The organism is Leisingera sp. SS27 (assembly GCF_028368855.1).
Classification (GTDB): domain Bacteria; phylum Pseudomonadota; class Alphaproteobacteria; order Rhodobacterales; family Rhodobacteraceae; genus Leisingera.
Window position 1 is genome coordinate 88,734 of record NZ_JAQNCY010000013.1, and the last position, 12,946, is coordinate 101,679.

At 63.0% G+C, this 12,946-nt stretch carries 13 protein-coding genes; 10 read left to right on the forward strand and 3 right to left on the reverse strand.

What is annotated here, in order from left to right:
• Positions 1 to 16 precede the first annotated feature (16 nt).
• The 9 genes from N6L27_RS20170 to N6L27_RS20210 all read left to right on the forward strand — a co-directional run bounded on the left by N6L27_RS20170 (position 17) and on the right by N6L27_RS20210 (position 8,553).
• Positions 17 to 418 carry a MerR family transcriptional regulator gene (locus tag N6L27_RS20170; protein ID WP_271909227.1) on the forward strand — a complete coding sequence of 134 codons (402 nt, stop codon included), beginning with the start codon at positions 17 to 19 and terminating at the stop codon, positions 416 to 418.
• 73 nt (positions 419 to 491) lie between these two features.
• On the forward strand, positions 492 to 2,273 hold the full coding sequence (locus N6L27_RS20175) for an acyl-CoA dehydrogenase C-terminal domain-containing protein (protein WP_271909228.1): 1,782 nt from the start codon (positions 492 to 494) through the stop codon (positions 2,271 to 2,273).
• Positions 2,274 to 2,347: 74 nt separating this feature from the next.
• A complete protein-coding gene (locus tag N6L27_RS20180) occupies positions 2,348 to 2,560 on the forward strand; it encodes a hypothetical protein (RefSeq protein ID WP_065266373.1) in 213 nt (70 codons plus the stop codon).
• A 23-nt stretch (positions 2,561 to 2,583) separates the two neighbouring features.
• Positions 2,584 to 3,732 (forward strand): acyl-CoA dehydrogenase family protein, encoded by a 1,149-nt coding sequence (locus N6L27_RS20185; protein WP_271909229.1) that lies wholly within the window; start codon positions 2,584 to 2,586, stop codon positions 3,730 to 3,732.
• 36 nt (positions 3,733 to 3,768) lie between these two features.
• Positions 3,769 to 3,927 (forward strand): hypothetical protein, encoded by a 159-nt coding sequence (locus N6L27_RS20190; protein ID WP_271909230.1) that lies wholly within the window; start codon positions 3,769 to 3,771, stop codon positions 3,925 to 3,927.
• Between the two features lie 88 nt (positions 3,928 to 4,015).
• Positions 4,016 to 4,648, forward strand: coding sequence for a glutathione S-transferase family protein (locus tag N6L27_RS20195; RefSeq protein WP_271909231.1), 633 nt, complete (start codon positions 4,016 to 4,018; stop codon positions 4,646 to 4,648).
• A gap of 10 nt (positions 4,649 to 4,658) precedes the next feature.
• Positions 4,659 to 5,870, forward strand: a complete 1,212-nt coding sequence (locus tag N6L27_RS20200; RefSeq protein ID WP_271909232.1) for an acetyl-CoA C-acetyltransferase — start codon at positions 4,659 to 4,661, stop codon at positions 5,868 to 5,870.
• On the forward strand, positions 5,870 to 6,355 hold the full coding sequence (locus N6L27_RS20205) for a cupin domain-containing protein (protein ID WP_271909233.1): 486 nt from the start codon (positions 5,870 to 5,872) through the stop codon (positions 6,353 to 6,355). Before N6L27_RS20200 ends, N6L27_RS20205 begins: the two co-directional genes overlap by 1 nt.
• A complete protein-coding gene (locus tag N6L27_RS20210) occupies positions 6,352 to 8,553 on the forward strand; it encodes a 3-hydroxyacyl-CoA dehydrogenase NAD-binding domain-containing protein (protein ID WP_271909234.1) in 2,202 nt (733 codons plus the stop codon). Before N6L27_RS20205 ends, N6L27_RS20210 begins: the two co-directional genes overlap by 4 nt.
• Positions 8,554 to 8,633: 80 nt before the next feature.
• On the opposite strand, the gene N6L27_RS20215 is transcribed toward N6L27_RS20210, so the two are convergent.
• The 3 genes from N6L27_RS20215 to N6L27_RS20225 form a co-directional block, all read right to left on the reverse strand.
• Positions 8,634 to 9,308, reverse strand: a complete 675-nt coding sequence (locus N6L27_RS20215) for a Hint domain-containing protein (RefSeq protein WP_271909235.1) — start codon at positions 9,306 to 9,308, stop codon at positions 8,634 to 8,636.
• A 166-nt stretch (positions 9,309 to 9,474) separates the two neighbouring features.
• Positions 9,475 to 10,155 carry a sulfotransferase family 2 domain-containing protein gene (locus N6L27_RS20220; protein ID WP_271909236.1) on the reverse strand — a complete coding sequence of 227 codons (681 nt, stop codon included), beginning with the start codon at positions 10,153 to 10,155 and terminating at the stop codon, positions 9,475 to 9,477.
• Positions 10,156 to 10,301: 146 nt separating this feature from the next.
• Entirely contained in the window at positions 10,302 to 11,225 is a 924-nt protein-coding gene (locus N6L27_RS20225) for a DMT family transporter (protein WP_271909237.1), read from the reverse strand.
• A 76-nt stretch (positions 11,226 to 11,301) separates the two neighbouring features.
• Here N6L27_RS20225 and N6L27_RS20230 point away from each other — a divergent pair, with 76 nt between their 5' ends.
• Positions 11,302 to 12,930, forward strand: coding sequence for an AMP-binding protein (locus N6L27_RS20230; protein WP_271909238.1), 1,629 nt, complete (start codon positions 11,302 to 11,304; stop codon positions 12,928 to 12,930).
• The last annotated feature ends 16 nt before the right edge of the window (positions 12,931 to 12,946 follow it).

Sequence of the window (12,946 nt, forward strand, 5' to 3'; positions counted from 1 at the left end):
CGTAAGAGTGACGATGATGACCGAAGAAACCATGACCATCCGCGAGATGTGCGAGGCCTTTGACGTGACGCCCCGCACGCTCCGGTTCTACGAAGCCAAGGAACTTCTGTTCCCGATCCGCGACGGCCAGAAGCGGCTGTTCACCAAACGCGACCGCGCCCGGCTGAAGCTGATCCTGCGCGGCAAGCGGTTCGGGTTCAGCCTGGAGGAAATCCGCCAGCTGCTGGAGCTGTACCATGTCGGCGACCAGCAGGTGACCCAGCTCACCAAGACCTATGAGGTCGCGCGTGACCGGCTCGCCGATATGGAGCGCCAGCGCGAGGAGCTGACCGAGGCAATCGAGGACCTGAAGGACCAGCTGGCCTGGGGCGAGAAGATGATCGCCTCGATGAGGGCCAAGCAGGAGGCGGCCGAATAGGCTGCCGCCCCGCCCTTTCCCGCCGGCCTGACCGGCACTGACCACGATCACCAAGACCCTGAAGAGGACCGACATGCCATCCTATCGAGCCCCCGCCAAAGACGCCCAGTTCATCCTGCACGACGTGCTGAAGGTCTCCGGCCAGGACATTCCCGGATACAATGAGCTGGAACCGGATTTCACCGGCGCCGTGCTGGAAGAGGCAGGCAAGATCGCAAGCGAGGTGCTGCACCCGCTGAACACGGTGGGCGACCAGGAGGGCTGCCGCCTGGAAAACGGCGTCGTCTACACACCCAAGGGTTTCCTCGAGGCCTTTGAACAGGTGAAGGAAGGCGGCTGGACCGGGCTGGACATGCCGGAAGAGTTTGGCGGCCAGAACATGCCATATGTGATGGGCACCGCGGTGGGCGAGTTCTTCTCTGCCGCGAACCAGGCCTTCACCATGTACCAGGGCCTGACCCATGGGGCGGCCTCTGCCATTCTGGCGCATGGCACCGATGAGCAGAAGGCGACCTATCTGCCCAACATGATAAGCTGCCAGTGGACCGGCACCATGAACCTGACAGAGCCGCATTGCGGCACCGATCTGGGCCTGATGCGCACCAAGGCGGAACCGCAGGGGGACGGCAGTTTCAAGATTTCCGGGCAGAAGATCTTCATCTCCTCCGGCGATCACGACATGGCGGAAAACATCGTGCATCTGGTGCTGGCCAAGATCCCCGGCGGCCCCGAGGGCATCAAGGGTGTTTCCCTGTTCATCGTGCCCAAGTTCCTGGTGAATGCAGACGGCTCACTGGGTGAGCGCAACGGCGTCTCGGTCGGCAAGATCGAGGAGAAGATGGGCATCCACGGCAACTCCACCTGCGTGATGAACTATGACGGCGCGACCGGCTGGCTGCTGGGTGAGGAGCACAAGGGTATGCGCGCCATGTTCACCATGATGAACGAGGCCCGCCTGGGCGTCGGCATGCAGGGCCTGGCGCAGGCTGAGGCGGCCTATCAGAACGCGGTGGAATACGCCAAGGACCGTCTGCAGGGCCGCGATGTGACCGGCGTCAAGAACCCGGACGGCCCGGCGGACCCGCTGATCGTGCACCCGGACATCCGCCGCTCGCTGATGGATCAGAAGAGCTTTGCCGAGGGCGCGCGCGCCTTTCTGCTGTGGGGCGCCACCCTGATCGACCAGGCGCACAGGGCCGGCGACAAGGATGCAGACGGTCTGATCTCGCTGATGACGCCGGTGATCAAGGGCTTCCTGACCGATCAGGGCTATGACATGACGGTGCAGGCGCAGCAGGTCTATGGCGGCCATGGCTACATCGAGGAATGGGGCATGTCGCAATACACCCGCGACGCCCGCATCGCGATGATCTACGAGGGCGCCAACGGCGTGCAGGCGCTGGATCTGGTGGGCCGCAAGCTGGGGCAGCACGGCGGCAAATACGTTCTCGCCTTCTTTGACATGGTGAAAACCTTCTGCCAGGAAAACAAAGAAGTTTCAGAGACTTTCACCAAGGACTTCATCAAACCGCTGCAGGCGGCCTCCAAGGATCTTCAGGCAGCCGGCATGTTCTTCATGCAAAGCGGCATGAAGAACCCGAACCATGCTCTGGCGGGGTCTTATGACTTCATGCACCTGTTCGGACAGGTCTGTCTGGGCCTGATGTGGGCCAGGATGGGCAAGGCGGCGCAGGAAGCGCTTGACGCCGGGGCTGAAGACGCGGCGTTCTATGAGACGAAACTCGCAACCGGCCGGTATTACATGGCACGGCGGCTGCCCGCGACCAAGCTGCACCTCGCCCGCATCGAAAGCGGCGCGGACACGGTGATGGCGCTGGACGCCGACGCCTTCTGATGCCTTCGGGCTCCCCCGCCGGGGGCGCCCTGCCCCAACCCCGGCCGGTGCCTTGATTTGCAAAGGACCGCACTATGCCGAAACGTTTCCGCCTGACCCGCCGCCTGCCGATCGCAATGACGGAGGACGGCTACCGCAGGCTGAAGAGGTTCGCCCAGGAGGCGGGGCTGGACGAGGGAGAAGCGCTGTCATTCCTGTTCGAGAATTTCGACAGCGTGACGGACTACGAGAACCTGAGCCACCGGCTGCGGCTGTTCAACGCCGAGCTGGAGGCGCGAAAGCGCTAGAAAAGCGCAGCAAAGGGAGAGAGATGACCCAGACGCAGTCCGCATGGATGACGGAAGAGCACCAGATGCTTGGGGAGATGACCGCCCAGTTCATCACAAATGAATGGGCTCCCAAATTCGAGACCTGGCGCAAACAGGGCCTGATGGACCGAGAGACCTGGACCCAGGCCGGTGAGCTGGGGCTTCTCCTCCCCTCGATCCCCGAGGAGTACGGCGGCGCCGGCGGCGATTTCGGCCATGAGGCGGTGATCCTGATGGAAACCAGCCGCGCCAATCTGGCCAGCTGGGGCCATGGCATACATTCCGGCATCGTCGGCCACTATATCCTGGCCTATGGCACCGAGGAGCAGAAACAGCGCTGGCTGCCAAAGATGGTGAGCGGCGAGCTGGTCGGGGCGCTGGCGATGACCGAGCCCTCCACCGGTTCCGACGTGCAGGCGATCAAGACCAAGGCGGTGAAGGATGGCAACGCCTACCGGCTGTCGGGGCAGAAGACCTTCATCACCAACGGCCAGCACGCCAACCTGATCCTGGTGGCGGCCAAAACCGATCCCAGTTTGGGTGCCAAGGGCGTTTCGCTGGTCGCGGTGGAAACCGAAGGCGCCGAGGGCTTCAGCCGCGGCCGCAACCTCGACAAAATCGGCTGCCACGCGGCGGACACATCTGAACTGTTCTTCAGCGATGTGGAGATCCCGCCGGAGAACATCCTGGGCAGCACCGAGGGCCAGGGGTTCTACCAGATGATGCAGCAGCTGCCGCAGGAGCGGCTGATCATTGCCTGCGGTGCGGTTGGCGCAATGGAAGGCGCGGTGGCGCGCACGGTGGAATATTGCAAGGAACGCGAAGCCTTTGGCGGGCCGCTGACGCAATTCCAGAACACTCGCTTCAAGCTGGCGGAGTGCCTGACCAAGACCAAGGTCGCGCGCGCTTTCCTGGACGAATGCATCGCCGAACACCTGCAAGGCAAGCTGACAGTCGAAAAGGCGGCGATGGCAAAATACTGGATCACCGACACTCAAGGCGAGGTGCTGGACGAATGCCTTCAGCTGCACGGCGGCTACGGCTACATGCAGGAATACGCCGTGGGCGAGATGTGGGCCGACGCAAGGGTGCAGCGGATCTACGGCGGCACCAACGAGATCATGAAGGAGCTGATTGCGCGGTCGCTGTAGGCGCAAGGGCCGCGGCGGGACCGTGGGAGGCTGATGATGGATTTTGAGTATTTGGACAAAGAAGAAGCTCAAAGTCCACCCTGCCCCCGCCCCGGCAGCGCCGAGCCGGAAGGCAGGGCTTCTCCTTTGGCGGTCATCGGCTCTCCAGCCTGTACCGCCGGACGAGTGCACCGCAACATGGTTAAGGAAGAATGAACCCGCCCCTTCTTCTTTGCCGAAAATACTCCACGGGGGTGCGGGGGTGTGAAACCCCCGCTCCGCCATCCGAAACAGGGAGCAACAAATGACACTCAAACTGCATTGCTTTGGCGAAAGCGGCAACTCCTACAAAGCCGCGCTGGCGCTGGAGCTGGCCGGGCTTAACTGGGAACCGGTCTTTGTCGATTTCTTCGGCGGCGCGGCACGCACTCCGGAATTCCGGGAATTCTCTGCCATGGCCGAGGCGCCGGTTCTGGTAGACGGGGATGTAACACTCAGCCAGTCGGGCGCGATCCAGCAGTATGTCACCGACAAGACCGGCAAATTCGGCGGCCGCCCCGAGGATAAATACGAGGCGCTGCGCTGGGTGCTGTGGGACAATCACAAGATGTCCAGCCAGGCCGGCATGACCCGGTTTCTGATCAACTTCCTGCCGGAACAGCACCGTTCGCAGGAAGTCATCAGCTTCATGCAGGGCCGCCTGAAGGCTGCCTATGCCACGCTGGAACACCATCTGGAGGGCCGCGAATGGATTGTTGGCGATGGCCTCACCAATGCCGACATCAGCTGCTGCAGCTACCTCTATTACCCCGAACCCTTCGGCTTTGACCGGGCCGACTGGCCCCGTATAGACGCCTGGCTCACCCGCATCAGCGCGCAGCCCGGCTGGAAACACCCCTATGATTTGATGCCCGGCAACCCTTCGGACCGGGCCTGAGGAGAGCAAGATGACAGACGCATATATCTATGACGCGCTGCGCACCCCGCGCGGCAAGGGACGCAAGGACGGCTCCTTGCATGAGGTGACCTCGGTCCGCCTCTCTGCCCTGACGCTGAACGCGATCAAGGAACGCAACAACCTGGAAGGCCACGCGGTCGAGGACGTGATCTGGGGCAACGTGACCCAGGTGATGGAACAGGGCGGCTGCCTGGCGCGCTCCGCGGTTCTCGCCTCCGACCTGGATGAGCGCATTCCGGGCCTCGCCATCAACCGCTTCTGCGCCTCCGGCATGGAAGCGGTGAACCTGGCGGCAAACCAGGTGAAGGGCGGCGCGGGCGATGGCTATATCGCGGGCGGTGTCGAGATGATGGGCCGGGTGGCCATGGGGTCGGACGGCGCGGCAATTGCGGTTGATCCCTCGCTGGCGATGGACACCTATTTCGTTCCGCAGGGTATTTCGGCAGATATCATCGCAACCGAGTACGGTTTCACCCGGGACCAGGCGGACGCACTGGCAATGGAGAGCCAGCGCCGGGCCGCCAAGGCCTGGGAAGAGAAGCGTTTCGAGAAGTCGGTGATTACCGTGCGGGATCAGAACGGCCTGCCGATCCTGGACCACGACGAATACATGCGCCCCGGCACCGACATGCAGGCGCTTGGCTCGCTGAACCCGGCCTTCCAGATGATGGGCGAGCAGATGCCGGGCTTTGATAAGGTCGCGATGCTGAAATATCCGCATCTGGAGCGGATCAACCATATCCACCACGCGGGCAACTCCTCCGGCATCGTGGACGGCGCAGCGGCGCTGCTGATCGGCAACAAGGAGTTCGGTGAACGCCATGGCCTGAAGCCGCGCGCCCGGATCAAGGCCACCGCCAAGATCGGCACCGACCCGACCATCATGCTGACCGGCCCGGTGCCGGTGACCGAGAAAATCCTGGCCGACAACGGCATGAAAATCAGCGACCTTGACCTGTTTGAGGTGAACGAAGCCTTTGCCTCTGTCGTGATGCGCTTCCAGCAGGCGTTCGACGTCGATCCGGAGCTGGTGAACGTCAACGGCGGCTCCATCGCCATGGGCCATCCGCTGGGCGCTACCGGCGCGATCATCATCGGCACCCTGCTGGATGAACTGGAGCGGCAGGACAAGGAAATGGGTCTCGCCACCCTGTGCATCGCATCGGGCATGGGCGCCGCAACCATCATCGAGCGTGTCTGATGCCGAAGCTGGACCTTTCCCAACTGCCCTGGCGGACCGGATCGGGCTATCCCGGCAAGCTGGCCGAGCCTTGCGCGGGCCGCAGCGTGCAGCCGCTGGGGGATCCCGGCGGGCTGAGCCAGTTCGGTGTCAACATCGTGCGGCTGGCGCCTGGGGCGGCTTCCTCCCTGCGCCATTACCATATGGAGCAGGACGAGTTCCTGATGGTGACCGAGGGCACCTGCACCCTGATCGACGATCAGGGCGCGCATGAGATGATGCCCGGAGACTGCGCAGCATTCCCGGCGGGGGACGAGAACGGCCACCATCTGGTGAACCGCTCGGACAAGCCTGCCGCCTTTCTGGTGGTGGGCACCCGCACCCCGACAGAGACCGGCTATTACAGCGATTTGGACATGATGGTGAAATTCGCAGGCGGCGAGTTCACCTTTACCCGCAAGGACGGCAGCCCGCTGACGGCTGACCAGACCGGAGAAGACACATGAGCGATTTCAAATACGACGTGGACGCAGACGGCGTCGCAATCATCACCTGGGACGCGGAAGGCAAGTCCATGAACGTCCTCACCCGCGAGGCCTTTGGCCTGGTGGAGGAATACGTGGACCGGGCGCTGGAGGACGATGCCGTCAAGGGCATCGTGATCACCAGCGGCAAGAAGGACTTTGCCGGCGGCATGGACCTGAATGTGCTGGCCACCATCCGCGAGGAGTCAGGTGACAACCCGGCCCAGGGGCTGTTCGACTTCACGATGGGCGGCCACCGCATCCTGCGCAAACTTGAACTCGCAGGCATGGACCCCAAGACCAAGAAGGGCGGCAAGCCGGTGGCCTGTGCGATCAATGGCACCTGCGCCGGCATCGGCACGGAAATTGCGCTGGCCTGCCATCACCGGGTGATGACCTCCAACCCCAAGGCCAAAATCGGCCTGCCGGAGATCATGATCGGCATCTTCCCCGGCGGCGGCGGCACCATGCGCTATTCCCGCATGGTGGGCGCGATGGCGGCGGCCCCTGTCCTGCTGGAAGGCAAGATGATGGATCCGAAGAAAGCCAAGGGCGCGCAGCTGATCGACGCGGTTGCGGATGATGCGCTGGCGGCGGCCAAGGACTGGGTGCTGAACGCCAAGGATGCGGATCTGGTCAAACCCTGGGACGCCAAGGGCTACAAGATGCCGGGCGGCGCGCCGTACCATCCCGCGGGCTTCATGACCTTTGTCGGCGCCTCCGCCATGGTCCACGGCAAGACCCAGGGCGCGTTCCCGGCGGCCAAGGCACTTCTCAGCTCGATCTACGAGGGCGCGCTGGTCGATTTCGACACCGCGCTGAAGATCGAAGCCCGGCACTTTACGTCCGTCCTGATGAACCCGTCGTCCTCTGCCATGATCCGCAGCCTGTTCCTGAACAAGCAGGCGCTGGAAAAAGGCGCGGTGCGGCCCAAGGATGTGCCGGATCAGTCGGTGAAGAAAATCGGCGTGCTGGGTGCGGGCATGATGGGCGCGGGCATCGCGCTGGTCTCGGCTCAGGCCGGCATGGAGGTGGTGCTGATCGACCGTGACCAGGACGCCGCGGACAAGGGCAAGGCCTATTCCGCCGCCTACATGGACAAGGGCATCAAGCGCGGCAAGGCAACCGAGGAGAAGAAAGAGGCGCTGCTGGCGCAGATCACCGCCACCCCGGATCTGGACGCGCTGAAGGGTTGCGATCTGATCATCGAAGCCGTGTTCGAAGACCCGGGCGTCAAGGCCGAGATGACCCAAAAGGTCGAGGCCATCATCCCCGAGGACTGCATTTTTGCCTCCAACACCTCAACCCTGCCGATCACCGAGCTGGCCAAGGCGTCAAGCCGCCCGGAGCAGTTCATCGGCATCCACTTCTTCTCGCCGGTTGAGAAGATGTTCCTGGTGGAGATCATCAAGGGCAAGGAGACCGGCGACCGCGCGGTGGCCAAGGCGCTGGATTATGTGCGCCAGATCCGCAAGACGCCGATTGTGGTGAACGATGCGCGCTTCTTCTACGCCAACCGCTGCATCCTGCCCTACATCAACGAGGGTCTGCGGATGATCACCGAGGGCGTGAGCCCGGTGCTGATCGACAACGCGGCACGGCAGCTGGGCTTCCCGGTGGGACCGGTGCAGCTGACCGATGAGACCTCAATCGATCTGGGCGCCAAGATTGCCCGCGCCACCAAGGCGGCGATGGGCGATGCGTATCCGGAGAGCCCGGCAGATGACCTGATCTTCTGGATGGAAGAACTTGGCCGTCTGGGCCGCAAGTCGAACGCAGGCTTCTTTGAGTACGACGACAAGGGCAAGCGCGTCGAATACTGGAAAGGCCTGCAGGAGAAGTACCCGCTGGCGGCCGAACAGCCCGACCTGATCCAGGTGCAGGAGCGGCTGATGTTCGCGCAGGTGCTTGAGGCCGTGCGCGCGCTGGAGGAAGGCGTGCTGATGGACATCCGCGAGGGCGACGTCGGTGCCATTCTGGCCTGGGGCTTTGCGCCGTGGTCCGGCGGTCCGCTCAGCTGGCTGGACATCCTCGGCACGCCCTATGCGGCAGAGCGCTGCGACAGCCTTACAGAGCAGTTCGGCGACCGCTTCGCCTGCCCGGCATTGCTGCGCGAAATGGCGGAGAAGGGCCAGAGCTTCTATACCCGCTTTGCCCCGGAGACATCCGCCGCTGCCTGAAGACAGGCATGAAATGAGAAAAGGCCAGCGCAGATGCGCTGGCCTTTTTTGCTATACTTCAAAATTTTGAAAGCCGATGTTTATATTCTGATTTCGGGCTGCGCCGCACCGGAAGCGGTGCCTGCGGGCCAGAACGCGTCGTCAGCCATCATCGTCAGAACCAGGCCGCGGGCCTCATCCGGATCCAGAACGCGGTAGGCGCCCAGTTCTGCGAACACCCGGCCGCACATCAGATTTGCCGGGGCAGCCGAATAGCCCAGCATCCCAGCCTCCAGATAGATCACCTGATCCTCCGCGAAACGCGGCATCACCAGTTCCAGCTGGGCGCCCGGATGCATCCGGCGGATGCCGCGGTAGCCTTCCAGCGTGCAGGCCGGGACAACGGCAAAGGGATCGCCCTGAGCATCCTCCACCAGCTCGCTTTCCAGAAGCACACCCTGATCCGGCATCAGCCACATCGGCACCCGGTTCATCAGCGCATCACGCGGCACGAACAGCGGGCAGCGGGCGGGTTCCAAGTCACCCTCCGCCGGGATCAGGACCTCGCGTTGCAGCTCCACCACGGTTTGCATTCCGTGATCGAAGGTCAGCACCTTGTCGCCGGGCGTCAGTGCCTCCACCGGGCGCCAGCCCAGGTTGGAGGCGACATGGGTGCCTGCCAGAAAGCCGCCCTGGCCCGCCGGGACCAGGGGAAAGCCGCTGTTCATGACCCCGCCTGCCGGGGTGCTGGTGCGTTTCAAAAGCCAGTCCAGCATCCGCTTTCCTTTCCTGCCGGCACAGCGGGAATCCCGCCGGCCGGATCGATTTTTTTCCTTGTTCCTTGCCACTTATGGGACAGAACTAAGGCAAAAACCGGACATTGTTCACGTTACTGCGCCAATCTGCCGAACCTTTACCGGAATAGGCCCCGGCCAGGCGCCCTCAGCGCTCTTCACGCTCCCTGGATAGGACAGAATCGTTAAAAGAGTATTCAAATTGCGCGATATCCTGCGCGCAGGCGCTGGCCACAGCCTCCGCCGCGGCATCGTCGTAATAGATACGCCAGTCCCGCTGCCGGGTGCTTTCGTTTTCCAACGGCAGCCTCAGCGAAAACCCGAGGTGATCAAACAGCGGCTGCGCATCACTGCTGAAATGCTCCAGCCGGATATACAGCTGGCATTGCTCGCTCCCGTCCGCATGGCGCATATATGAGGACGCCGGGCTGCCGCGGAACGCCGAGATGATCTGCGGGTGCTGCACAAAGGCACGGAATTCCAATGCCTTCGCCAGAGCGATAGCCGGATGCGCAAAGCTCTGTTCCCGCAGCCAGTGGTAATAGCTGACCGCGCGGTCCCAGGGATTGCGCACCAGCGTGAAGGCAAACAAACTGCGCAGAATGTCCTGCGGCACCAGCCCCTCGATATCGGCCAGGGTTGAATGCTTCCACAGCCGCCCGCGGGCTTCAGCATCCTTCAGGCGGCGGCGGCGCTTCAGCGCCTTGGGCGTATCGCCCAGCATCATGTCATCCGCCATGGCGCGTGCCTCCAGCGCCAGTGCCAGTGCAGTACCGCCGGTCTTGGGGATGTGGATGAAAACGTAGCCGCGGCCTTGGGACAGGATCATGTGCCGACCCTAGGAGATTGATCTGCAATTGCAAATGGCGGAGTTATGCCCGCAGCTGCACGCCGCCCCCTGACGCATTCACCTTTGCGAAAATACTCCGGGGTGAATTGGCCCCGCAGGGCCAAGAGGGGCAGCGCCCCTTCCCTTCACTTCGAACGCAGCGCGATGGTGGTGCCGGCCGCGATAATCAGTCCAATGCCCAGCATCTGCCAGATGTTCAGCAGCTGCCCCCAATAGGCCCAGGCGACACCCGGCCCGACAATCATCACCGAGTATTCGAACACAGCGACATAAGATGCCTCGCCCAGCTGGTAGGCCTTGGTGATCAGGAATACACCGCCCACCGCCGCGCAGCCCTGCAGCAGGATCAGGTGGGAAATGTCCCACAGCGGCCAGACCCAGCCGCGGACGGCAAACCCGTCCGAGCCGGCAGGCACATCCTGCGGCCAGATCTCCAGCCCCGCCAGCAGCATGGCGCCAAGCACCCCCTGCACCAGCAGGTAGATGAACAGCATCGCAACCGTGCTTTCGCCCTGGCAGTACAACCCCGTCGCCAGTGAGCCGAGCGCATAGAACAGCCCGCCTGCCACCGGTACCAGGATCAGCCAATTGAAAGCCGCCGTATCCGGCTGCAGCACCATCAGAACACCAGCAAAGCCGCCCGCAACAGCGGCAACCCGGATCCAGCCGATCCGCATTTTCAGAAACAGAACGGAGATCACCACGATCAGGATCGGCGAGGTGAACAGCCCCGCCAGAGCCTGGGCAATCGGCATCAGCGCCACGGCGGTGAAGTAGAACACCATCGACACCGCCACCAGTACCGCCCGCAAGAGCACCGCGCCGAAGTTGCGGCAGCGCAGCCCGCCCAGTCCAGCGCGCGCCATCAGCCACAGGAACGGCAGTGCGACAAATGTGCGCAACAGATAGAACTGGCCCAGCCCGATGGTCTCCGCCATCAGCGGCACGGCGTTGTCGGTGATGCCGATAATCAGCATTGCCGCCAGCATAGACTGCGCGGCTGCGGTCTGGCTGGTGCCCGGCGCGGAGAGTGCGGCTGTTTGTTTCATACCCTTCCCATTGCCCGCAACTTTCCGCAATATCTGTCCTCTAAGCGACACCAAAGTGATTCAGGGGAGGAAACTGATGGGGTGGATGGCGGATGAAACCGGTCTGGAAAAGACCGCCGCAAATTATGTGCCGCTGTCGCCGCTCAGCCATCTGCTGCGGGCGGCGCAGGTTTTTCCGGACCGCCTCGCGGTCAGCTATGGAAAGCACCGCAAGACCTATGCGGAATACCATGAGCGATGCACCCGGCTGGCCTCCGGCCTGGTCAAGCTGGGGGTGAAGCCCGGCGATGTGGTAGCGACCCTGCTGCCGAACATCCCCGCCCAGGCAGAGGCGCATTTCGGCGTACCCGCCTGCGGTGCGGTGCTGAACACCATCAACACCCGTCTGGACGTGGGCACGGTCGCCTATATCTTTGAGCACGGTGAGGCCAAGGCGGTGCTGGTCGATCCGCAGTTCCTGGAACTGGCCGAGGCCGCCGTCGAGGAGATGGACGGCCCGGCCCCGGTGCTCATTGAAGTGGCTGATGATCAGGCCAGCTGGCACGCCACGGGCCGCCACATGGAATACGAGGCGCTGCTGGCCAGCGGCGACCCGGACTTCCAGTGGATCATGCCCGAGGACGAGTGGGAAAGCCTGGCGCTGAACTATACCTCCGGCACCACCGGGCGGCCCAAGGGCGTGGTCTATCACCATCGCGGCGCCTATCTGATGACCATGGGCACGGTGGTGTCCTGGCGGATGGTGCTGCACCCGGTCTATCTGACCATCGTGCCGCTGTTCCATTGCAACGGCTGGAACCACACCTGGATGATGCCGCTTGTCGGCGGCACCCTGGTTTGCTGCCGCGACATCAGCGCGCAGAACATCTATAATGCCATCCATTACGAGGGCGTCACCCATTTCGGCGGTGCCCCGATCGTGCTGAACATGATCGTCAACGCGCTGGACGAGGAGCGCCGCACCTTCGATCACACGGTGGAGGTCTTCACCGCCGGCGCCCCGCCTGCCCCGGCGACACTGTCGAAGATCGAAAACCTCGGCTTTAACATCACCCATGTTTACGGGCTGACCGAAACCTTCGGCCATGTCACCGAATGCTACTGGAAGGCAGAGGACTGGGACGCGCTGGAAAAGGCGGGCATTGCGGCCAAAAAATCCCGCCAGGGTGTTGCCATGCCGATGCTGGAGCCGGTAGTGGTGCGCGACAGCGAGCACAATGTGCTGCCAATGGACGGCCAAGCCCAAGGCGAGATTGCCCTGCGCGGCAATGTGGTTATGAAAGGCTATCTGAAGAACCCGGAGGCCACGGCCGAAGCGTTCAAGGGCGGCTACTTCAACTCCGGCGACCTCGCGGTGCAGCACCCCGACGGCTACATCCAGATCGCCGACCGGGCCAAGGATATCATCATTTCCGGTGGCGAGAACATTTCCTCGGTCGAGGTGGAGGGCGTGCTGATGGCGCACCCCGATGTGCTGCTGGCCGCCGTTGCAGCGATGCCGGATGAGAAATGGGGCGAAGTGCCCTGCGCCTTTGTCGAGCTGAAGGCCGGCGCAAAGGAAGACGCAGCGGCACTGATCGCCTTCACCCGTGAGACACTCGCAGGCTTCAAGGCACCCAAGAAGGTGGTGTTCCAGGAGCTGCCCAAAACCTCAACCGGCAAGATCCAGAAGTTCGAACTGAGGAAAATCGCCAAGAACCTTTAACTTTTCACGGCGAAAC